This window comes from Haloplanus salinarum, assembly GCF_009762275.1.
Lineage (GTDB): Archaea > Halobacteriota > Halobacteria > Halobacteriales > Haloferacaceae > Haloplanus > Haloplanus salinarum.
In genome coordinates, this window is the sequence record NZ_CP034345.1 from 927,938 (window position 1) to 949,793 (window position 21,856).

The 21,856-nt window shown below is 68.1% G+C and carries 23 protein-coding genes; 15 read left to right on the forward strand and 8 right to left on the reverse strand.

What is annotated here, in order from left to right; genetic code table 11:
• Nucleotides 1-5: 5 nt before the first annotated feature.
• Complete coding sequence (locus EI982_RS06000) at nt 6-962, forward strand: D-2-hydroxyacid dehydrogenase (protein WP_157688621.1); 957 nt, start codon at nt 6-8, stop codon at nt 960-962.
• An 18-nt stretch (nt 963-980) separates the two neighbouring features.
• On the opposite strand, the gene EI982_RS06005 is transcribed toward EI982_RS06000, so the two are convergent.
• Nucleotides 981-1,703 carry a fumarylacetoacetate hydrolase family protein gene (locus EI982_RS06005; protein ID WP_157688622.1) on the reverse strand — a complete coding sequence of 241 codons (723 nt, stop codon included), beginning with the start codon at nt 1,701-1,703 and terminating at the stop codon, nt 981-983.
• A gap of 154 nt (nt 1,704-1,857) precedes the next feature.
• Here EI982_RS06005 and EI982_RS06010 point away from each other — a divergent pair, with 154 nt between their 5' ends.
• The 3 genes from EI982_RS06010 to EI982_RS06020 are packed head-to-tail and all read left to right on the forward strand — an operon-like array spanning nt 1,858 to nt 5,295.
• Nucleotides 1,858-3,564 carry a glutamate--tRNA ligase gene (locus tag EI982_RS06010; RefSeq protein ID WP_157688623.1) on the forward strand — a complete coding sequence of 569 codons (1,707 nt, stop codon included), beginning with the start codon at nt 1,858-1,860 and terminating at the stop codon, nt 3,562-3,564.
• A gap of 38 nt (nt 3,565-3,602) precedes the next feature.
• Nucleotides 3,603-4,916 carry an aminotransferase family protein gene (locus EI982_RS06015; protein WP_157688624.1) on the forward strand — a complete coding sequence of 438 codons (1,314 nt, stop codon included), beginning with the start codon at nt 3,603-3,605 and terminating at the stop codon, nt 4,914-4,916.
• A gap of 49 nt (nt 4,917-4,965) precedes the next feature.
• A complete protein-coding gene (locus EI982_RS06020; RefSeq protein ID WP_157688625.1) occupies nt 4,966-5,295 on the forward strand; it encodes a 4Fe-4S dicluster domain-containing protein in 330 nt (109 codons plus the stop codon).
• Nucleotides 5,296-5,648: 353 nt separating this feature from the next.
• Here the strand turns inward: EI982_RS06020 and EI982_RS06025 are convergent, their stop codons facing one another.
• Nucleotides 5,649-6,089, reverse strand: coding sequence for a hypothetical protein (locus tag EI982_RS06025; RefSeq protein WP_157688626.1), 441 nt, complete (start codon nt 6,087-6,089; stop codon nt 5,649-5,651).
• 299 nt (nt 6,090-6,388) lie between these two features.
• Here EI982_RS06025 and EI982_RS06030 point away from each other — a divergent pair, with 299 nt between their 5' ends.
• Complete coding sequence (locus EI982_RS06030) at nt 6,389-6,691, forward strand: DUF8011 family protein (RefSeq protein WP_157688627.1); 303 nt, start codon at nt 6,389-6,391, stop codon at nt 6,689-6,691.
• Nucleotides 6,692-6,713: 22 nt separating this feature from the next.
• On the opposite strand, the gene EI982_RS06035 is transcribed toward EI982_RS06030, so the two are convergent.
• Nucleotides 6,714-7,046 carry a DMT family transporter gene (locus tag EI982_RS06035; protein WP_157688628.1) on the reverse strand — a complete coding sequence of 111 codons (333 nt, stop codon included), beginning with the start codon at nt 7,044-7,046 and terminating at the stop codon, nt 6,714-6,716.
• 37 nt (nt 7,047-7,083) lie between these two features.
• Nucleotides 7,084-8,295 carry a BamB-related PQQ repeat family beta-propellar protein gene (locus EI982_RS06040; RefSeq protein ID WP_157688629.1) on the reverse strand — a complete coding sequence of 404 codons (1,212 nt, stop codon included), beginning with the start codon at nt 8,293-8,295 and terminating at the stop codon, nt 7,084-7,086.
• Nucleotides 8,296-8,557: 262 nt separating this feature from the next.
• On the opposite strand from EI982_RS06040, the gene EI982_RS06045 reads away from it, so the two are divergent.
• A complete protein-coding gene (locus EI982_RS06045) occupies nt 8,558-9,298 on the forward strand; it encodes a GNAT family N-acetyltransferase (protein ID WP_157688630.1) in 741 nt (246 codons plus the stop codon).
• Between the two features lie 7 nt (nt 9,299-9,305).
• On the opposite strand, the gene tmcA is transcribed toward EI982_RS06045, so the two are convergent.
• A complete protein-coding gene (gene tmcA / locus EI982_RS06050) occupies nt 9,306-11,555 on the reverse strand; it encodes a tRNA(Met) cytidine acetyltransferase TmcA (RefSeq protein WP_157688631.1) in 2,250 nt (749 codons plus the stop codon).
• 132 nt (nt 11,556-11,687) lie between these two features.
• Between tmcA and EI982_RS06055 the strand changes: the two genes are divergently transcribed.
• The 5 genes from EI982_RS06055 (at nt 11,688) to ndk (ending at nt 14,067) form a co-directional block, all read left to right on the forward strand.
• Nucleotides 11,688-12,626 (forward strand): ring-cleaving dioxygenase, encoded by a 939-nt coding sequence (locus EI982_RS06055; RefSeq protein ID WP_157688632.1) that lies wholly within the window; start codon nt 11,688-11,690, stop codon nt 12,624-12,626.
• Nucleotides 12,627-12,815: 189 nt separating this feature from the next.
• Nucleotides 12,816-13,178, forward strand: coding sequence for a 50S ribosomal protein L7Ae (rpl7ae, locus tag EI982_RS06060; protein ID WP_157688633.1), 363 nt, complete (start codon nt 12,816-12,818; stop codon nt 13,176-13,178).
• Between the two features lie 6 nt (nt 13,179-13,184).
• On the forward strand, nt 13,185-13,409 hold the full coding sequence (locus tag EI982_RS06065; RefSeq protein WP_049936843.1) for a 30S ribosomal protein S28e: 225 nt from the start codon (nt 13,185-13,187) through the stop codon (nt 13,407-13,409).
• A complete protein-coding gene (locus EI982_RS06070; RefSeq protein ID WP_157688634.1) occupies nt 13,409-13,606 on the forward strand; it encodes a 50S ribosomal protein L24e in 198 nt (65 codons plus the stop codon). The genes EI982_RS06065 and EI982_RS06070 overlap by 1 nt, the downstream gene beginning before the upstream one ends.
• Entirely contained in the window at nt 13,603-14,067 is a 465-nt protein-coding gene (ndk, locus tag EI982_RS06075) for a nucleoside-diphosphate kinase (protein ID WP_157688635.1), read from the forward strand. The genes EI982_RS06070 and ndk overlap by 4 nt, the downstream gene beginning before the upstream one ends.
• Here the strand turns inward: ndk and EI982_RS06080 are convergent, their stop codons facing one another.
• Nucleotides 14,068-14,784, reverse strand: coding sequence for a helix-turn-helix domain-containing protein (locus EI982_RS06080; RefSeq protein ID WP_157688636.1), 717 nt, complete (start codon nt 14,782-14,784; stop codon nt 14,068-14,070).
• Nucleotides 14,785-14,935: 151 nt separating this feature from the next.
• Between EI982_RS06080 and EI982_RS06085 the strand changes: the two genes are divergently transcribed.
• From EI982_RS06085 to EI982_RS06095, 3 genes are read left to right on the forward strand one after another with little or no spacing between them, the layout of a single operon-like run.
• Nucleotides 14,936-16,339 (forward strand): selenium-binding protein SBP56-related protein, encoded by a 1,404-nt coding sequence (locus EI982_RS06085; RefSeq protein ID WP_157688637.1) that lies wholly within the window; start codon nt 14,936-14,938, stop codon nt 16,337-16,339.
• Nucleotides 16,340-16,657, forward strand: a complete 318-nt coding sequence (locus EI982_RS06090; RefSeq protein ID WP_157688638.1) for a 2Fe-2S iron-sulfur cluster-binding protein — start codon at nt 16,340-16,342, stop codon at nt 16,655-16,657.
• Nucleotides 16,654-17,370 carry a hypothetical protein gene (locus EI982_RS06095; protein ID WP_157688639.1) on the forward strand — a complete coding sequence of 239 codons (717 nt, stop codon included), beginning with the start codon at nt 16,654-16,656 and terminating at the stop codon, nt 17,368-17,370. Before EI982_RS06090 ends, EI982_RS06095 begins: the two co-directional genes overlap by 4 nt.
• Before the next feature lie 68 nt (nt 17,371-17,438).
• Here the strand turns inward: EI982_RS06095 and EI982_RS06100 are convergent, their stop codons facing one another.
• Together EI982_RS06100 and EI982_RS06105 are read right to left on the reverse strand one after the other, a co-directional pair.
• On the reverse strand, nt 17,439-18,770 hold the full coding sequence (locus EI982_RS06100) for a hemolysin family protein (RefSeq protein WP_157688640.1): 1,332 nt from the start codon (nt 18,768-18,770) through the stop codon (nt 17,439-17,441).
• Nucleotides 18,771-18,896: 126 nt separating this feature from the next.
• Nucleotides 18,897-19,682, reverse strand: coding sequence for a TrmB family transcriptional regulator (locus EI982_RS06105; protein WP_157688641.1), 786 nt, complete (start codon nt 19,680-19,682; stop codon nt 18,897-18,899).
• A 230-nt stretch (nt 19,683-19,912) separates the two neighbouring features.
• Between EI982_RS06105 and EI982_RS06110 the strand changes: the two genes are divergently transcribed.
• Nucleotides 19,913-21,856 carry a primary-amine oxidase gene (locus EI982_RS06110; RefSeq protein ID WP_157688642.1) on the forward strand — a complete coding sequence of 648 codons (1,944 nt, stop codon included), beginning with the start codon at nt 19,913-19,915 and terminating at the stop codon, nt 21,854-21,856.

A 21,856-nucleotide genomic window follows, 5' to 3' on the forward strand; every position in this document is an offset into this window, starting at 1 on the left:
CGTCCATGACAGATCCTGACGTCGTCGTCCTCCGACAGAAGGTCCACGGCATGGCACCCGAATCCTACGGCGAGCGGCTCCGCGAGTGCCTCCCCGACCACGAGGTGGCCGTCGCCACCACGCCCGACGAGGAGCGCGAGTTGCTCGCCCGTGCGCGGGTGGTGACCGGCATCGACTTCGAAGCGGAGTGGCTGTCGGTCGCGGAGAACCTCGACCTCTTCGCCTGCACCTACGCCGGCACCGGTCACCTCGATACGGACGCGCTGGCCGACGCGGGCGTCGCCGTCACCAACGCGGCCGGCGTCCACGGCCCCAACATCTCGGAGTACGTGATCGGATCGCTGATCGCTCACGAACGCCGGTTCCGCCTCGCCCGGGAGCGCCAGGAGCGCGCCCACTGGGAGGCCTACCCAGTCCGCGAACTCCAGGGGAGCACGGCGGCCGTCGTCGGGCTGGGCGCCATCGGGGAGGCACTCGTCGAGCGCCTCCACCCCTTCGGCGTGGAGACTATCGGGGTCCGGTACACGCCGGAGAAGGGCGGCCCGGCCGACGAGGTGGTCGGGTTCGACCGGATTCACGACGCCCTCGCCCGGGCGGACTACGTGATCCTCGCGTGCCCGCTGACCGACACCACACGTGGACTGATCGACGCCGACGCGCTGGCCTCGATGCGCGCGGACGCGTTACTGGTCAACGTCGCGCGCGGCCCCGTGGTCGACACGGACGACCTGGTGACGGTGCTGCGGAACGAGGACATCCGGGGGGCGACACTCGACGTGACCGATCCCGAACCCCTGCCCGCGGACCACCCGCTGTGGGCGTTCGACAACGTGCGGATCACGCCGCACAACGCCGGCAACACGCCGAAGTACTACGACCGCCTCGCCGACATCCTCGCCGGGAACCTGCGCCGGATGGAGGAGACGGGGTCGGTCGAGGGCCTGGAGAACCGAGTCGTCTGAGCGACGGCCGGGCCGGCGTCAGCGCTCGGGCGGCGCGATCTCGTTGCGGAGCGTGCCGACGCCCTCGTAGGTGATCTCGACGACGTCGCCGGGGTCGACGGTGCCGGGGTTGGCCGGACTGCCGAAGGCGATCACGTCGCCCGGACGGAAGGTGAACCGCTCGGAGAGGAAAGAGACGACCTCGTAGGGATCGAACAGCATGAGTTCCGTGTTCGCCTCCTGTCGGCGCTCGCCGCTCACGTCGGTGTGCATGTCGATCCCGTGCGGGTCGAGGTCGGTCTCGATCCACGGGCCGAGGGGACCGGAAGCGTCGAAGGCCTTCCGCGCGGTGCGGCCGGGCTGATCGAGCGCGTCCAGATCGTTCATGATCGTGTAACCCCGCAGCACCTCGGGGACGTCCTCGGGGTCGACGCGGTGACACCGCTCGCCGATCACGGCCGCGAGTTCGCCGGCGTAGGTCACCTCCTCGGAGAAGGTGGGATAGGGGACCGGTCGCTCGTGGGCGACGACCGAGGCCGGCGGCTTGATGAAGAAGGCCGGTTGGTCGGGCACGTCGTACTCCATCTGGTCGAGCGTCTCGGCGAAGTTGCGTCCGACGCAGTAGAGCGCCGAGGGATCGCACGGCGGGGCCAGGGGGCCGTCCTCGCCGACGACGAACTCCCCGTCGTCGGTCGCGACGACGCCGTCCCGGTACTCGCCCTCGTGTACCTCACCGTCCACCGCGATGCGCGCGAGTTTCATACGCTCCCGTCCCGGCCGACCGACAAACCGCTTGTGGAACGCCGGCGGTGGGCGTCGAAAGCGTTTACTGTGACAATCGGTAACATCCAACGTACCCCTACCTGCGGCCCTCGATCCGCGTCAGTTTTTACGCGTCGGCCGGAACCGTGAGGTAATGGACTCCGAACTGCGCGACCGCGTCGAACGAGCGGCGCGGACGCACGCACTCCTCAACGCGGTGAAATACGAGAGCGACGCGGACGTCGGCGCGGTCATGGGCCCGCTCATGGGCGAGAACCCCGAGTTTCGCGAACACGCCGACGAGATTCCCGGCGTCGTCGGGGGCGTCGTCAGCGAGGTCAACGGGCTCTCGGACGCTGAGCGACGCGACGAACTCGCCGACCTGGCGCCCGAGAAGCTGGCCGAACTGGAGCGCGAGGACGAGGGCGACGACCACCCGCTTCCGGACCTGTCGAACGTCGAGGACGGCGTCGTGATGCGCGCCGCCCCGAACCCGAACGGTCCATGGCACCTCGGACACGCCCGGATGCCCGCCGTCATCGGGACGTACAAGGAGCGCTACGACGGCCGCTTCATCTGCCGGTTCGACGACACCGACCCCGAGACGAAGCGCCCGGACTTGGAGGCCTACGACGCCATCCTCGACGCCATCGACTACCTCGGCTTCGAACCCGACGCGGTGTTGCGCGCTAGCGACCGCCTGGAGACCTACTACGACCACGCCCGCGAGTTGATCGACCGGGGCGGCGCCTACACCTGCTCCTGTCCGGGGGCGGAGTTCTCCGAGTTGAAGAACGCGGGCGAGCCCTGTCCCCACCGCGGGAAAGAGCCCGAGCGGACCCGCGAGGAGTTCGAGGCGATGGTCGACGGCGAGTACTCGGCGGGCGAGATGACCCTCCGGGTGCGGACCGACATCACCCACAAGAACCCGGCGCTGCGTGACTGGGTCGCCTTCCGGATGATCGACCGCCCACACCCCCGGCCGGAGGCGGCCGACTACCGCTGCTGGCCCATGCTCGATTTCCAGTCCGGCGTCGACGACCACCTCACGGGCGTCACGCACATCATCCGCGGCATCGACCTGCAGGACTCCGCGAAGCGCCAGCGGTTCGTCTACGACTACTTCGACTGGGAGTACCCCGAAGTCGTCCACTGGGGGCACGTCCAAGTCGACGAGTACGACGTGAGCCTCTCGACGTCGACGATCAAGGAACTGATCGACGACGGGGAGCTCGACGGCTGGGACGACCCGCGGGCGCCGACGCTCGCGAGCCTGCGACGCCGGGGGATCCGGGGGCAGGCCATCGTCGACGCGATGATCGAACTCGGCACCTCCACGAGCAACGTCGAGCTGTCGATGAGCGCGGTGTACGCGAACAACCGCGACCTGATCGACGACGACGCAGACCGCCACTTCTTCGTCCGCGACGGCGTCGAGGTGGCGGTCGACGGCGGGCCGGACGCGGGCCGGCCGCCCGTCCACCCCGAACACGAGGAGCGCGGCCGCCGCGACGTACCCGTTCCCGGCGCGGTCCTGATCGAACCCGCCGACGTTCCCGCGGCCGGCGAGCGGGTCTGGCTCAAGGGCTTCGGCTGTGTCCGCCGCGTCGACGAGGGCTTCGAGTACGTCGGCGACGACATCGCCGCCGTCCGGGAGGAGGACGTGCCGGTGATCCACTGGGTGCCCGCCGAGGGCGGCGTCCCGCTCCGACTGCGGACGCCGGACGGCGACGTGATCGGCGTCGCGGAACCCGCGCTCGCCGACGCCGCCGTCGACGACGTGGTGCAGTTCGAGCGGGTGGGCTTCGCCCGGATCGACGCCCTCGACGACGACGCGGTGGCGTACTTCGCCCACGAGTAACGACCGAACGTTTATTTTCCCCCTAACGAACGTGAGGTATGGCTCAGCCAACGGCCGAGGCTCGTCCCGACGCAATCCCACACTGGTACGGGGACGACGACGTTATGACGCTCGTCGACGGCGACGGCGTCACCGTCCACGACGACCGAGACAACGCGTATCTTGATTTCGTCTCGCAACTCTACTGTGTCAACGCCGGGCACGGTGAGGAACGGATCGTCGAGGCGATCACCGAACAGGCATCGACCATCCCCTACGTCTCGTCCGCGAAGGGGAGCGACGTACGGTCGATCCTCGCCACCCGGATCGCCGAGGTCGCGCCGGGCGAGCTGAGCGACGTCTTTTTCTCCGTCTCCGGGAGCGAGGCCAACGAGTCGGCCGTCCAGTTCGCCCGGGAGTACACGGGCGGTCGGAAGGTGCTCACACGCTATCAGTCCTACCACGGCGCCACCTACGGGGCGGCGTCGCTGACGGGCGATCCCGAGACGCGAAACGCGATGGGGCGGCAGGTCGAGACGGGCGGCTCGGCGAAGTTCCTCCCGCCTGTCGTCCACCGCTCGCCGTTCGACGGCGACACCCCCGAGGCCATCGCGCGCCAGGCCGCCGACCACCTGGAGTACGTCATCCAAAACGAGGGCCCCGACTCCGTCGCGGCGGTCCTGATGGAGCCGGTGGGCGGGACGAGCGGCGCCTACCCCGCCCCGGCGGACTACTGGGAGCGGGTGCGGGAGATCTGTGATCGCTACGACGTCCTGCTGATCGCCGACGAGGTGATCACGGGCTTCGGTCGGTGTGGCGAGTGGTTCGGCATCGAGACCGAGGACGTCGTCCCGGACTTGCTGACCTTCGCGAAGGGAGTTACGAGCGCGTACGTCCCCCTCGCGGGCGTCGTGGCGAGCCCCGAGATCGCGGGTCACCTTCACGACGAGGGCATCGACGTCGGGCAGACCTTCGCCGGTCACCCGGTGGCGTGTGCGGCGGGCGTGGCGGCCATGGACGCCTACGACGACGGCCTGATCGAGAACGCGCGGGCGCGGGGCGACCACCTCGAATCCCGACTCCGCGAACTGGAGACCTACGACGCCGTCGGCGACGTACGGGGACGGGGCCTGCTGTGGGCCGTCGAGTTCACCGACCCCGAGACGGACGAGCCCTTCCATCACCCCTGGGTCGAGTCGGGCGACAACCCCGTCGACGACGTGATCGACGAGGCCGAACGCCAGGGCGTCCTCGTCGGCGGCGGTCGCCCGCGAACGCAGATCATCGTCTCGCCGCCGCTGCCGGTGACCGACGACCAGATCGACACCGCCGTCGACGCCCTCGACGCCGCCGTCGCCGCGGTCTTCGAGTAGGTCGCGCGTTCGGTCGTAGGTTTATCCGTCCCGGGCGCCGAGACGGGGTATGGCCATCGATCCGAACTTCGAGCGGACCCGCGAGCGGGTTGACGAGCGGGACGGCGTCGCCGTCTGGGGTCCCGTCGAACCGCCGGAGAAACGCGGCATCCACGGCACGCACGTCGCCGTCGACTTCGACATCTGTCTCGCCGACGGCGCCTGTCTGGAGGACTGTCCAGTCGACGTCTTCGAGTGGGTCGACACGCCGGACCACCCCGAGAGCGAAATCAAGGCCCACCCGACCTACGAGGACCAGTGTATCGACTGTATGCTCTGTGTCGACGTCTGCCCGGTCGACGCCATCGACGTGGATCCGAGCCGCGAGAACCGCGTCTGAACGACGGGGCGGTCCTGGCTAGGGAGATACTCGGCGCACCGTCCGTTGCCCCCGCGAAGACGCGGGGACGCGTTCCCGTTCGTCTCACTACCGACCAGCGGGGAGCCGAGCCGCTACTCCGCCTCGGTTTCGTCGACCCAATTCGGTCGATCGGGGTCGGCGTCACTCGGGTCGAATTCGTACGTGATCCGGCGAGCCGCCGGGTCATCGCTGGTCGACATAGCCAGGATGTACGCCGCGTATGACCCCGCAGGGGTGGTCTCCTCCCATGATACGTTCGCTGATCTCACCACGTGCGTATCGGCTGTCGCTCGGACGGTGCCTGACGCGTCCGTGATTCGATACGTTCGCCGTCAGTCGTACCAGCCGGATCGTGGCTCGTAGCGAACCGTCCCGGACGGCGGACGGCCGTCGTCCGCGTATCCGACGACGAACGTCACGCGGTCACCCTCCCGACGCTCTCGAACGAGCACCCCGTCCTCGTCGTCGGTGATCCGCCCTCGAAGCTGTCCGGCACGCCCCTCTTCCGTTATCGTGTACCGCCGATAGAGCGTTCCGTCCCTCGGAGCGTCACACTCCTCCGAGACGACGGCGTCCTCTCTGACTTTCCGATACCACGCACCGTCCGAGGCAACGACCCCCTGGAACGCCAGTTTTACCTCCCCCTCTACGGCGATGCTCCCCGTCGCGCTGTACGCGTCCGCGTGTCCGACGGTGAACCGTTCACCGTGAGGGTTCGTGGCGTGGTGGCCGTGGTGAACGGGTAGACGACGGGAAAGAGGAGACCGAGACACACCACCAAGATCCCGGCGGTACGGCGCTTCATACTCGTTCCCTGGCGTCGACCGGACGTGACAATCAACCCAGCGGATACGACGGAGCTATCGATCGCTGGTGGTGTTCGTCACCGCCGGTACGACGAGCGGCCGGACGGCCGATGTCGTTCCTGAGCGTTCGGCCCGTCCGTTGATCGCCGCTCTCGTCCGTGAACCGTTCAGCTCGTATCGATCCGGTCGGAAGTCGATGCAAGAGGGCGAGCACCGTGGATCACCCGGGCGACGATATTTACGTCGTCGCGAGAGTTGGTGGTTCCGTGCCCTCCAAAGTCGGAACCGTCGTCTTCAGCGAACCCTCCGGTAGACTCCATGCGCTCGTGATGTTCGCTGGCGCGTTCGCCATGTCGAGCATCTACCTCTACTACGACGTTCTACTCGGTGGGTCCTCCCTCAGTTCGCTCGTCATGGCGGTGGGGTTCGTGCTGTCCGGATTGGCCGAGTCCCTTCCAACCGACCGCCGCCGGATCGCAGGCGGACTGCGTGTCACCGCGATTCTCTGGCTGATCGGTCTGCTCGGCCTCACCGTCTTCGCCCCCGACGTCGTTCTCGGTTCTGGGTAGGGAGCGCGCTCGGTTCGTGGGACTAGTGAGCCGACATCCCGGAGACGACGTTGAGACAGTACACGCCGACGACGATGAGACCGAGACCGACGATCCCTGCGACGTCGACCGATTCGTCGAAGGCGACGACGCCGATGGCCGCGATGGCGACGATGCCGATGGCGGCCCACGTTCCGTAGACGACACCGACCGGCAGATCCTCCAGCGCAAGCGAGAGACAGTAAAACGCGACGCCGTACCCGAGGATGACGCCAAGGCTCGGCAGCGGGCGTGAGAAGCCCTGTGAGAGTTTGAGCGCCGTCGTCCCGATCACCTCGGCGAGAATGGCCGTTCCGAGCACCACGTACGGGTTCATACGACGGGGTCGGTTCCCGGTCCGGTAGTCGTTTCGACTATCGTCGATCCCGTGCGGGCACGTCGCCGATGGCCCCGAGACCGTCGATGTGGGTGGCCGTGAAGAACACGGCCCCGTCGACCAGGACCGGCGGTGACGTCACCTGGTGGTGGAATCCGGGATCGAACGCGTAGTGCCAAGCCAGCTCTCCCGAGTCGCGATCGAACGCGCCGATCGTCTCCTTCCCGGGGGCGAATTCGGGGTCGCCGACCGGGAACGCGACCGTTTCCTGCCCGACGCAGATCCCCGGCTTGGACACCGACGTGTCGCGGCGCCACCGTTTTGCTCCGGTTTCGCCGTCGATCGCGGCGGCGCCGAACGAACCGGTGAGGAAGACGGTCCCGTCGTCGACGGCGACCGTCCGGGGGGCCACGGGGTCGGGATCACCGAACGAACGGAGTTCGCGCACCCGGTCGCCGGTCTCCCCGTCGTGGACGACGAGCGTTCGGTCGTCGGAGACGAACACCCCATTCCCGGTCGCGACCGGCGCGGCGGACTCGGGTGCGGACGCGAGTTCGCGCCGCCAGTGGTCCGAGCCGTCCGCCAGCGAGACGGCGACGAGCGACGGCGCTCCGTCGACGTACCCGACGGCGAACACACGCCCGTCGTAGACTGCGGGCGCGTGGGTGAGACGGCCTACCGTGTGGGTTTCCCACCGTTTCTCCCCGTTCGCGGCCCCGAACGCTTCGATACCGATATCGGACGTGACCAGGACGGTCCCGGTGGCTTCGTCGGCGGCGAGCCGTTCGAACCCGTTCGTCGATTCCGTCCAGACCCGCTCGCCCGTCCGGGTATCGAGCGCGACGAGGTCCGTGTCGTACGCCACGATACAGCGATCGCCGACGACGACGGTCCCGTTGTCCCCGCTGGCGTCGAGGGTGGTTCGCCACCGTTCGGTGCCGTCCCGTGCGTCGAGTGCGATGGCGCTCCCGTCGTGGCTGGGATCGAAGTTCGTCGTGTACACCGTCCCGTCGGCGACCGCGGGCTGCCAGCGCGTGAAAGCCTCCGACGTCCACGCCAGGTTCCCCCTCGGTGGTCCGGATGCGTTCGTCGCGTGCGTGTTCGCCCCGTCGGCGCCGTACTGTGTCCACGCTCCGGTGGGCGCGTCCGGCAGGGGCGTATCCGGGTCCGAGGACGGGAGCATCGAGAGACAGCCCGAGAGCACGCTCGCACCGACGACCGTCGTCGACAGGAACGCCCGTCGGTTCATATCACGTCGAACTGCTGGAGACCGGCGACAGTCAGGATGGAAACGACCAGTACGAGCTTCAGTACCCAGGATTGCACGTCTTTCCGGATCCGGAGGGCCCAGTCCATACGGGGGAATGGCCTCTCCGGCTATTATATCCCAAATCGGATTGCAGGTCACGAAACGGAGCCCCGGACGGGCGTCAGCGCACCGGTGCACCTGGCGGACCACGGGATCCGAGCCGTCACGAACGATTAAGTACGGTAGTGTGTAACACGTCATCATGGAACTGACCGAGCAACTGAACTTCGACCACGAGGACCGCCGGGACATCTACGACTACGTCGAGGCACACGGGGAGGTCCGGGCGGACCGGGCACGCCGGGCGCTGAACCTCGATCCGGAGGCCTTCGGTCACCACGTCACCATCCTGCGCCGCGACGGGTACATCCGCCGCGAGGGCGAGACGCTGCGGGTGGCCTACCGGGAGGAGGACGTGGAGGAACACGACGCGGCGGACCTCACCTACACCATCCGGGCGGCCCAGCAGCGGGACCTCTCGGGGTTGATCGGCGTGATCCGGTCGGTGGCCGAGGAGGGGACCTACATCGAAGCGGAGACGGTTGCGGATCTGCTCGACCACGAGGAGGTGATCCTCCGGCACAACGAGGTGCGGTCGCGGATGGTGTTCGTCGCCTGCGTCGACGAGGACGTCGTCGGGTGGGTCCACCTCGACCTGCCCGAGACGGCGAAGTTGGCCCACACCGCGGTGTTGACGGTCGGGCTCCTGCCGACCTACCGCGACCACGGCATCGGGAGCGCGCTGCTCGACCGGGGGATCCGGTGGGCGTGCGAACACGACTTCGAGAAACTGTACAACAGCGTCCCCGCGACCAACGAGGCCGCCATCGAGTTCCTCGAGGCCCACGGCTGGGAGACAGAGGCGGTCCGGGAGGACCACTACCGGATCGGCGACGAGTACGTCGACGAGGTGATGCTGGCGTCGTTCCTCGACTGCGCGTGACCTGCGTTCACTCGTAACGCCGCCGCTCCGCCCGCGCGACGTCCGTCCCGTACCGTTCGACCAGCGGCCGGTACGCCGCCCCGAGCGCCCGCATGCACTCCCGGGTGGAGACGTAGTCGAGGTCGGCCGCGACCCGCTCCCACGACCACCCCTGCAGGGGTTTGCGCACCAGCAACCGCTCGGCCCGGGGGGACAGGTCGACGTCCGGATCCGTCAGGTGCGCGAGCGCCAGGTCCGCGAAGGCACCGGGCGCGGCGTCGTACAGCCCCGGCCCGAAGGCCGCGGCGGCGACGACCCGCCACTCGTGGGGCGAGAGGTCGGGCGCCGGGGCGGCGTCGGTGGCCCGCAGGACTGCACGCGCCACGTCGGGGTCGAGGGAACGGAGCGCGTCCCCCAGCCCGTCGCGCATCCGCCGGGAGAACCGCCGCGCGTGGCGGTCGTGGAGCACCTCCCCGTCCGGACCGGTCGGTCGCAGCATGACCGCCGAGTGTTCGCCGCTGGCGGCGTTGCGCGTCGTCGAGCAGTGGATCGTCCGGTAGCCGTTCCGCTCCCAGAAGCGGACCAGCCGCGGCGTCGCCCCGTAGCCGACGCCGAACCAGTCCACCTCGTCGTCGAACTCGTCGTGACAGGCAGACAGGAGCCGCGTGCCGAACCCCGCCGAGCGGAGCGCGTGGTGGGTGGCGATCCGCAACACGCGGTAGCCGACCGGCTGCCCCGCCTCCAGGTCGCGGAGCTGGCTCGTCAACACGTCCGGGATCATGTTCCCTCGCACCCGCGCGCCCTCGTACATCGCCTCGCGGCGCGACGCGGGGAGGCCGCCCTCCCGGGCCAGCAGGGCGACGGCGGCGACGTGACCGTCGACCAGCAGCGCCCGGCAGGTGAGGTTGGGGGCGTCGAGCAGGCGGGCCAGGTCGTCGGGCTCCGTCCGGTAGTGGGCGAGCACGAGGAGCCCGAAGGCCTCCCGGAGACGGTGCTCGTCCGCGAGCAGCGTCTCGGGGTCGAGCGCTCGGTAGGTGGCGTCGGCGGGCGTCGCCCCCGCGACGACCTGGTCCACGGCCGGCCGGGCGTCGAGGAGGAGCGCACGGAAGGCCCACACCTCGACGGGGTCGCCGGCAGCGTACCGGATCGGGTCGTCGAGGCGGACGTCGGTCACGGCGCGGTCGCTCGCCGCGAGCCGGTCGCGAAACCGCACGTCGAAGCCGCGGCCGGCCCCCTCGTAGCCGTGGACGGTGGTGACGAAGGCGACGGCGGGGCCGTCGAGGAAGGCTTCGAGGCGTCGAACCGGCAGGGCGGCGGCCTCGTCGACGATCAGAGCGTCGGGGGCGTCGCCCTCGGCACCGACGCCGAGGGAGTCGACGACCGCCGCAGGGTCGCGAAACCGGACCCGCCCGGATGCGGTCGAGAGGCGGCGGCCGTCGTCGTCGCGTTCGACCGCGACGTCGAGGGCGTCGAAAAGCGCCGCCGCGCGGTCGAACACCTCGGCTGCGTTGCGGTAGGCGGGCGCGGTGACGAGGACGTCCCGGCCCTCGGCGGCCAGACAGCCGGCGGCGAGGCCGGCCGTCGCGGACTTCCCCCGCCCCCGGTCGGCCTCGACGACGACGGCGGCGTCGGGGTCCCGGAGGCGTTCGAGCGCCGCCAGGGCCTCGGCCTGGTCGGCCGTGAGACACGCCCGGTAGGCGGCGTCGGGGAAGGCGGCGTCGGTGGGGGTAGTCGGCGTCGACCGGGGCCGCGCCGGCGGCGGATCGGTCAGTCCGTCGCGCTCGACCCGGCCGGCGTCCACGTCGACGACGGCGACGCCGGGGTGGGCGTAGAGTAGGTCGACCAGTCGGCGCCGGAAGCGGCCCGTCACGTCCGAGACGGTGAACGGCGGCACGGCGAGGCGCTCGTCGGCGTCGTCGCGGCGACCCGGCCAGTCGTCGAGCGGCGGCGTGACGAGGACGAGGAGGCCGCCGCCGTCGACGGCCCCGACGACCCGCCCGAGGACGTTCGCCGAGACGCCCGCGTGGGCGTCGAGGACGACGGCATCGCGCGTGGTGCCGAGGAGCCGCGACGCGTGTGCCGGGTCGAGTCGCTCCGCCCAGCTCACGCCCTCGCGGGCGGTGACGACGGTCAGGTCGGCGTCGTCGCCGAGCGTGGCGACGGCCGCGGCCGCGGCGTCGAGCCCGGCCGTCCGGTCGCCGGACAGGGTGAGCAGTCGGCGCTCGTTCGCCCGCTCGGCCTCGGCCCGGAGGGGAGCGACGACGCTCGCGAGATCCATGCCCGGCCGTACCCCGGCGGCGACCAAGGGCCTTGCCCTCCCGGCCGGTCGAGGGCGGCCGGTGACGGTCGTGTCACGTGGTGACGTCGCGGTTACGGAGTCGTTAACTCCAGCCGACACGTACGACGGCGTATGCCAGGCGACATCCCGGGAATCCACCACGTCACCGCCGTCGGGAGCGACCCCGCTCGGAACGCACGGTTCTACACCGAGACCCTCGGTCTCCGCCTCGTCAAGCGGAGCGTGAACCAGGACGACACGTCGGTGTACCACCTGTTCTACGGCGACCACGGCGGCTCCCCGGGGACCAGCATGACCGTCTTCCCGTACCCGAACGCGCGGCCCGGGCGGGTGGGCAACGGACAGGCGAGCGCCGTCGCGTTCCTGATCCCGGGCGACGCCGTCGACTACTGGGTCGACCGATTCGGCGCCGAAGGTGTCGACGCCGACGAACCGCGGGAACGGTTCGGCGACGTCGTGATCCCGTTTCGCGACCCCGACGGTCTGCCGCTGGAACTGGTGGCGCGGGCCGACGCCCCGGCGGGGGACCCTCCCGAGGGACCGGTACCCGCCGACCACGCGATCCGGGGTTTTTTCGGCGTCACCCTCTCGCTTTCCGACGCCGATCGGACGGCGACGCTGCTGGAGACGATGGGCTTCGAGGCGGCCGGCGACGAGGGCGACCGGCGGCGCTACGTGGCCGACGGCGACCTCGGCTACGTCGTCGACGTCGTCGAGGATCCGGACGCGCGGAGCGGCCGGCCCGGCGCGGGGACGGTCCACCACGTCGCCTTCCAGGTGACCCAGGCGACCCAGCCGGAGTGGCGGCAGGTCCTCATGGACCACGGGCTGCGGCCGACGGAGATCATCGACCGCAAGTGGTTCGAGTCGGTCTACACGCGGACGACCGGCGGCGTCCTCTTCGAGTACGCGACGGAGGAACCGGGATACACGGTCGACGAGGACCTCGAACACCTGGGGGAGCGTCTCGTGTTGCCCGAGTGGCTGGAGGGGCGCCGCGACGAAATCGAAGCGTCGCTGCCGCCGCTGGAACTGGACGAACTCGCGTAAGCCACCTACCGTGTGCCGCCCTCACACTGCCTCTCGGCTTTGAAAGCGCTTTTATGGGGTCCCCTGCTAATCGCTCGTACAGCCTGCCCGCGGTTGATGATGCGCCTCCCCATCAGGGAACTCCGGCGGCCGGCGGCCGGCCGCCACGGCTGGTGAGGTGCGCGAGCCGACGGGTGGGAGGTACAAATCATGTCAGTTTACGTCAATTTCGATGTTCCGGCGGACCTCGCCGAAAGCGCCATCGAGGCGCTCGAAGTAGCGCGAGACACCGGTAGTGTCAAGAAAGGAACCAACGAGACGACGAAGGCGGTCGAACGCGGCAACGCCGACCTCGTCATTATCGCGGAGGACGTCCAACCCGAAGAGATCGTGATGCACCTGCCCGAACTCGCCGACGAGAAGGGCATCCCCTACGTCTTCGTCGAGACACAGGACGACGTCGGTCACGCGGCGGGGCTCGAGGTCGGGAGCGCCGCGGCCGCCATCGTCGACGCGGGCGACGCCGAGGAACAGGTCGAAGACATCAGCACCAAGGTCGAGGACCTCCGGTAAGCGACCATGAGCGCCGAAGAGAGTGCCAGCGACTCGATGCCCGCCGAGGTAATCGAGATCGTCGGCAAGACCGGCATGCACGGCGAAGCCATGCAGGTCAAATGTCGCATCCAGGAGGGATCGAACCAGGGTCGAATCATCACGCGCAACGTGCTGGGCCCCGTCCGCGAGGGCGACGTGCTCCAGTTGCGCGAGACACAGCGCGACGCCGACTCCATCGGAGGGCAGTAATGGTCGATACACGCACCTGTGACTACACGGGCGAAGAGATCGAACCCGGTACGGGGACCATGTACGTCAGGACGGACGGCACGATCCTGCATTTCGTGGACTCCAAAGCCGAGAAGAACTACTTCCTCGGGCGCGAGGCCCGCGACCTCGAGTGGACCGAGGACGGGCAGGCGGCCGGCGGCCAGGGTGAGGAATGAGCGACGCCGAGCGCACCTTCGTGATGGTCAAACCCGACGGGGTCCAGCGCGGCCTCATCGGCGAGATCATCTCGCGGTTCGAGGACCGCGGCCTCAAGCTCGTCGGCGCGAAGTTCATGCGGATCTCCGACGAACTGGCCCACGAACACTACGGCGAACACGAGGGCAAGCCCTTCTTCGACGGCCTCGTCGACTTCATCACCTCCGGCCCGGTGATGGCGATGGTCTGGGAGGGACAGGACGCCACTCGGCAGGTCCGTAACATGATGGGCGAGACCGATCCCGCGGAGTCCGCACCGGGCACCATCCGCGGCGACTTCGGCCTCGACCTCGGTCGGAACGTCATCCACGGCTCCGACCACGAGGACGAGGGCGCGAACGAGCGCGAGATCGACCTCTTCTTCGACGAGGACGAACTCGCCGACTACGAGAAGGTCGACGAGACCTGGCTGTACGAGTAGCTACGTCTCGCCGAGATAGCCCGTGACGAGTCGTTCTTCCGCCCGACGCAGCCGGTAGGAGAGCGTCGACCGCGGTACGTCCAGATTCCCCGCCAGCTCGTCGAGCGTGATTTCGCGTGGCGTCCGGTAGTAGCCGTGATCGAGAGCGGCCCGCATCGCCCGTCGCTGATCCGGAGGGAGCGAGACCGATCCCAACGAATCGTGTCCCCACTCTTCGGCCTCGCCGAGATGACTCATGTGAAAGGAGAGCCCGGATCGCAGATTCGCGCTCAGGGCGTCGTAGAGCAGACCCACCTTCTCGTCCGACTGCAGGAAGATGCGCCAGCGATGTCGTGCCTCCCGTCGTGTGGTACAGAAGAGCGACCCGCTGGGTAGATATCGAGCCGAGAGCGTCTGGACGGAGTCGCCGTCCTCGATTCCGTCGAGGTGCGTGTAGATCACCCGCTCGTCCTCCGAGCGGTCCAGCACGTCGTGGGTCCGCGTGGCCGTACAGTTCGTCTCGGTCACCGACGCCGTCCGGACCGTCTCGTCGAGGCGGAGTCGTTCGACCGAATCGAGCGCCGCCGTCGGACCGGTCAGTCGCTCGACGCGCCAGAAACTGTCCTCGGTCACGCAGCCGTGCAACGCCTCGCCGACGAGTGTCGGATATTCGATGAACACGTCCATCACCGGATCGGCACCCGTCTCGTAGACGATATCGAACGCGAACTCGCGCATCATCTACCCTCCCGGCCGTCGTGGGACACCGCTAACACACCCCGTGGTACGCCGGCCAGCCCATAAGACTTCTCGAAGGCTGACCGACACGTGTTGTCGCTCGACAACTCAATCATTATTTATGTTCGTACAGTGTATGATAGTGTCTGGCATGAGCACTGACGAACCCAGCGGCACGGCAGAGGAGCACGGACACGAACACCACGAGGTCGAAGGACCGGGGTATCCGACGCCTGGGGCGATGCGGACCGAGTCGGAGCGCGAGAAGACCGCCTTCGTCATCGCACTCCGTGTCGGGATGGACGTCGACGGCTCCGACTTCATCGGCGTCGTCGACCTCGACCCCGAATCGGACACGTACAGCGAACTGGTCGACACCGTCGAGATGCCGAACAAGGGCGACGAACTCCACCACTTCGGCTGGAACACCTGTTCGTCGTCGTGTCACACCGAGGGGCTGATGCGTGATCACCTCATCGTCCCCGGACAGCGGTCCTCCCGTATCCACATCCTCGACGCCGAGGATCCGCGGAACATGGAGATCGAGAGAGTCATCGAGCCCGAGGAGATCTTCGAATACGACCTCTCGGCACCCCACACCGTCCACTGCGTGCCGGGAGGGAAGGTCGTCATCAGTATGCTCGGGGACGCCGACGGCGAACTCCCCGGTGGCTTCCTCCAGTTGGACCAGAGCGACTTCTCCATCGACGGCCACTGGGAAGCCGACCGCGGCGACATGGAGATGAACTACGACTACTGGTACCAGCCCCGCCACAACGTGATGATCTCGACGGAGTGGGCGGCGCCGAAGACCTACTACCCCGGCTTCGACCTCGACGACGTCGAGGAGGGCAAGTACGGCGACAGCATCCACATCTGGGACTGGGAGAACAAGGAACACCAGCAGACCCTGAACTTCGGCGAGGAGGGGCAGATTCCGCTGGAGATCCGGATGCCCCACGATCCCGAGGAGACGCAGGGCTACGTCGGCGCGGCGCTCTCCTCGAACATCCTTCGTTTCTGGGAGGAGAGCGACGGCCACTGGGAGTGGGAGAAGGTCATCGACGTCGAGTCCCGCGAGCACCCCGACTGGGACATGCCCGTCCCCGGTCTCGTGACGGACATCGTCCTCTCGCTCGACGATCAGTACCTGTTCTTCTCGAACTGGCTGCACGGCGACATGCGGATGTACGACGTGAGCGACTTCGGCAACCCTCGACTGGTCGACCGGATCTGGGCCGGCGGCAACTTCAGCGACCGACAGGAGGTGCAGGGGACGGAGATCCGGGGAGCACCCCAGATGCTCCAGCTCTCGCGCGACGGCAAGCGCGTCTACTGGACCACGTCCCTGTTCTCCTCGTGGGACAACCAGTTCTACCCCGACATCGCCGAGGAGGGGTCGGTGATGCTGAAGGCGGACGTCTACCCCGACGAGGGACGGATGGAACTCGACGAGGACTTCCTCGTCGACTTCGGCGACGCCCCGGGCGGCCCGGCCCGCGCCCACGAGATTCGCTGGCCCGGCGGGGACTGCACCAGCGACGTCTGGCAGTAGATGTCCCACGAGGTCACCCTGGAGTGGCGTGACGGACAGGACGCGACGGTCGACGTCGCCGAGGGCGAGACGGTGATCGACGCGACCGAGCGTGCGGGACTCGGCGTCCCCTACGGCTGTCTGTACGGTGCCTGTGGCACCTGCACCGGCCGGCTGCTGGACGGCGACCTCGTTCACGTCGAACGCCCCCGGGGATTGAAACCCAAACACCGGCGCGACGGCTACGTCCTGCTCTGTGTGGCCGAACCGCGCTCGGACTGTCGAATCGAAGTCGGTGCCGAGATTCAGGCGGACCTCGTTCCGAACCCGTGGAAATGAACCGCACCCCCCGTCGCGTGGTGGCCGTCAGCCTCGCGAGCGTTGCCCTCTCGACGCCCGTCGCCGCACACGGCGTCGGGACCGCCGCGGCGGGCCTCGACTTCCCGCTCGTCGTCGCTGCCTCCGTCGGCGCCAGCCTGTTCGGTGGCGTCCTCGTCCTCGCCGTCGCCGGTCGGTGGAACGTTCCGGTTCGGCGTCTCGTCCACCCGTTGCTCGTCGTCCTCGGCGGCCTCTCGGTCGCGCTGGCCCTCGACAGGGTCCCGGCGAGTGCGGTCCTCGGCGTCACCGCCGGCGTGGGACTCGCGGCCATCGCCCGGCGGCGTACCCTCACGGACTGTGGCAGCTGTGCGGACGCCGCGCTGGGGGCCGTGACGCTCCACCGCGGCCTCGAAGGTGTCGCCCTCGCCACCCTCTACGTCGCCGACGCGGCCCTCGGTGTCGCGGGTGCGGCCGTCCTCGCGGTCCACGCCATGGCGGAGACAGCCGCAATCGGCTCGCTCTACGCTCCCACCCGCCGGTACGCACTCGGGGCCATCTGTCTCCTCCAGGTCGGATTCGTCGGCGGCGTAGCCGCGGGATGGGGCGTCGTCGACGCCGTCCCCGTAGCGCTGGAGGCGGGACTGCTAGCACTCGTCGGTGGCGTTCTCCTCGCCGTCGGCGCTCGGGAGGGGTATCTCCGCTACGCCGGGCGGCGGTCGGCCGTCACGGGCTGAGTCGATGCCGAGGGCGCCCGACTCCGAGACGTTCCCGCTGCTCGTCGCTGGGGCGGGCGCCCGCCGGCTCACTCGTCGGCCGACTCGGCGTCCCGTTCGTGGATCCGAACCGTCGAGATCCGGGTGCCGTCGACGCCGGTCACCTCGACGACGCGTCCCGCAATCTCGACGCAGTCGCCGGTTTCGGGCGCACGGTCGATTCGGCTGAGTACCACGCCGCCGATCGTTTCGACCGCCCCGTGCTCGATGTCGACGTCGAGGACGTCGTTGACCGTCGCGATGGCGACGCCGCCGTCGGCGTCGTACCCGCCGTCACCTCGACGGCGGATCGCCGGTTCGCGCCCGTCGACGTCGAACTCGTCGCGCAGGTCGCCGACGACGGCCTCCACGACGTCCTCGATCGTCGCGATCCCCTCGAACGATCCCCACTCGTCGATCACGGCGGCCATCTGGCGGTGCTCCCCCCGGAACTGCAACAGGAGGTCGTTGATCGCCGTCGTCTCGGGCACGACGATGACCTCCCGTGCGATGTCGCCGGCCGTCGCCGCCTGGTCCTCGGCGTCTTCGCCCGCGTACAGTACGTCCTTGACGTCGACGAACCCGACCACCTGGTTCGGGTCGTCGGCCTCGACGACGGGGTAGCGCGTGTGACCCGACTCGAAGACGGTCTCGCGGAGGTCGGACAGCGTGGCGTCGGCCGGCACGCTCACCACGTCCGGCCGCGGGACCATGACCTCCCGCACGGTGGTGTCGTCGAGTTCGAACACGCGCTCGATCATCGCCACCTCCTCGACGTCGATGTCGCCCTCCTCGCCGGAGCGGGCGAGGACCCGTCGGATCTCGCGCTCGCCGAGCGTCTCGTCGGACTCGGAAGCCGGCGGCACGCCGAGCAACTGCGTGAACGCGTTGGCCGCCCCGTTGAAGACGACGATGCCCGGATAAAAGAGGAGATAGAAGAACTTCATGGGCGGTGCGAGCAACAGCGAGAGCCGCTCGGTCCGGGCGATGGCGAACGTCTTCGGGGCGAGTTCGCCGAAGACGACGTGGAGGAACGTGATGATCGCGAAGCCGATACCGACGGCGACGAGGTGGACGAGCGTCGCGGGGAGGACCGACCCGAGGGCGGGCTCGATGAGCGACGCGATGGCCGGTTCGCCGGCCCACCCGAGTCCCAGCGAGGCGAGGGTGATCCCGAGTTGCGTCACCGCGAGGTAGTTGTCGAGGTCGGTCATCACGTCCTGGAGGGCCTTCGCGCCGGGGGTTCCGTCGGCGACGAGCTGTTCGACGGACGTGGCCCGAACCCGAACGAAGGCGAACTCCGCGGCGACGAAGAGCCCGTTCAACACCACGAGGACCAACGCGACGAGGAGCCGTCCGACGGAGAGAGCGAACTCTACCATCGACGGTCCCGGTAGCCGGCGGCGTTCGTGTTCGGCGTATCCATACCGGCATGTCCCCGGGGAGTCACTAAAAACGTCGCTGCCACGTGATCGGTGACGGCCGGGACACGGTGAGGGCAGTCCGTCTCAGGACATCGGTTCGCCGTCGTCCCACAGGAGGTCGAAGAGTTGCGAGAGTGTCGCGTAGAGGTGGGGGCTCGTCGTCGAGATACCGACGTATCCGTCGTCGTTCGGCGCCTTGAACGCCAGGAGGACGTTCTCGCCGTCGTACGTGTAGAGCCGTCCGCGGATGTCTTGGACGAACCGGAGTTCCATCATCCCCGCCACCCGGTCGCCGACCGCGGGGTCGAGGTCGCGCTCGTCCGAGACGAGTGCGCGGATCCCGACACCCGCCTCGGCTTTCTCGCCGAGGAGTTCGGCGTGGTGGTTGGCGATTCGCTCGAAACTCTCCGGTGTCGTGATCATGAGTATCTCGTCGGTGGCGGAGTCGGCCAGCCGTTCGAGCTTCTCGAGGATGTGGTGGCGGTTCGGATACGACCAACTGATGTCCACCTCGTCGTCGCGCTCCTGTCCGTAGTCCGCTTCCTCGACGGCGTCAAGGAAGTCGTTGCCGAGCCCCTGAATCTCGTCGAGTTTGCGGACGTGCTCCCGGCGCTTGAAATCGCGGAACTGCGACACTGCCTGGTTCGGATCGACCGGACCGAACTTCTTCGGGCGGCCCTCCTGGACGACGACGAACCCCTTGGCGTTGAGCGAGTCGAGCACGTCGTACACGCGCGACTGCGGGACGCCGGTGAGCGAGGTAATCTCCTTGGCCGTCGACGTGCCGCCGCGCAACAGGCCCACGTACGTCGCCGCCTCGTACTCCGACAATCCCATCTCCCGCAGGTAGATCTCCGGCTCGGAGCTCACACGGGTCACTCGACTCCCGACCCACTTGCCTGTTGTCCCCAGCGACGCCGACGATCGAGAATATAATTGTGTTAATATAACTTGTATTCACCACTGGGGAGTGGTGAAGTAGATATAATACCTTCAGACCGGGTGCTTTTCACCGTGGAGAAAACCATGTTCGACTACCAAGACCAAGAAAAGAAAAAAGTACGAACACCAAAAACCGGGCTCAGTTTGAGGTTCGAGTAATGGCGGTGGATCTCAACGAGACGAGCGTCTCGCATCCGCTCGATCCCCTGACGACGGACGAAATCGCCGCAGCCACCGACATCCTCGAAGCCGAGTGGGACGTCGACGACGACGCGGTGTATCACAACGTCGTCCTCGACGAACCCGAAAAGGAGTTCGTCCGAGCCTTCGAGGAGGGCGACCACTTCGACCGCGAGGCGTTCCTCATCGTCCGGCAGGACGGTGAAACCTACGAGGCGAGCGTCTCGATAACCGGCGAGGAACTGCTCGAGGTGACACACATCGAGGACGTTCAGCCCGCGATCACGCCCCCGGAGGTCGACCAGGCCGAACAGGTCGTGATCAACGATCCGGACTGGCAGGAGGCGGCGGCCAAACGGGGCGTCGAGGACTTCGACCTCGCCATCGTGGATCCGTGGCCGGCGAGTGGGTTCGAGCCGGAGGAGTACGACGACCGGCGTCTCGTCCGCGCCATCTCCTGGATCCGGACCGAGGAGGAGGACAACGGCTACGCCCGTCCCATCGAGGGCCTGTTCGCCTTCGTCGACCTCGACGAGATGGAGGTCGTGAAGATCGAGGACAACGGCGTCGTCGACGAGGACAGCCCGCTGCCGTCCGAGGACGCCGACTTCCGGGCGGATCGGGTCGACACGCGGAACGACTTCAAACACCTCGACGTCGTGCAGCCCGAGGGGCCGAGCTTCGAGGTGGAGGGTCAGACCGTCGAGTGGCTCGACTGGGAGTTCCAGGTCGGCTGGACGCCCCGCGAGGGACTCGTCTTCCACGACGTTACCTTCGAGGACGAGGGCGAGAAGCGGAAGGTGCTCCACCGCGCCTCCGCCTCGGAGATGGCGGTCCCCTACGGCGACAGCGACCCCAACCACTCCTGGAAGGAGGCGTTCGACATCGGCGAGTTCCACGTCGGGCGGATGGCGAACGTGCTGACCGAGGGCTGTGACTGCCTCGGCGAGATGCACTACTTCGACGTGGCCATGAACGACACCAACGGCGATCCGAAGACGATGCCGAACGCCATCTGTATGCACGAGGAGGACGACGGCGTCCTCTGGAAGCACACGGAGTGGCGCAAAGAGCACACCGAGGTCCGGCGGCGCCGGCGCCTCGTCATCTCCTTCATCGCCACCGTCTACAACTACGACTACGGGTTCTACTGGTACTTCTACCCCGACGGCTCCATCGAAGGGGAGGTCCGTCTCACGGGCATCGACTCCAACGGGATGGTGCCCGCCGACGAGGACGCCACGGACACCAACGGCGAGTACGAACTCGTCGCGCCGCAGGTCAAGACGTCCATCCACCAGCACCATTTCAACTTCCGGCTGGATTTCGACATCGACGACACGCCGAACCGGGTGAAGGAAGTCCACAACGAACCCGTCGGCAGCGACCGCAAGAAGGGGTTCAAGGCCAAGGAGACGATCATGGGGTCCGAGATGGAGGCCCGTGACGACATCGACCCGCTGAACGGCAAGTACTGGCGGGTCGAGAGCACGGAGACGACGAACTCCTACGGCCGACCCTGTGGCTACAAGCTGGAGCCACACACCAACGTCAACTCGCCCGCGAGGTCCACCTCCAGCACCAAAAAGCGGGCCGGGTTCATCCAGAACAACTTCTGGGCCACCCAGTACGACGAGGACGAACGGTTCGCGGCCGGCGATTACCCCAATCAGAACGACGAGACGACGGGGCTGTCCGAGTGGACCGAGAAGGATCGCGACCTCGACGGCGAGGACGTGGTCTGCTGGTACACTCTCGGCGTCAACCACGTCACGCGTGCGGAGGACTGGCCGGTCCTGCCCGTCGAGATCGCGAGCTTCCACCTCAAACCGGAGGGCTTCCTCGACAGCAACCCCTCCATCTCGCTGCCGCCGGAGCCGTGTCACACCGAACACGACCTGACGTCGGTAGGTGACGACTGA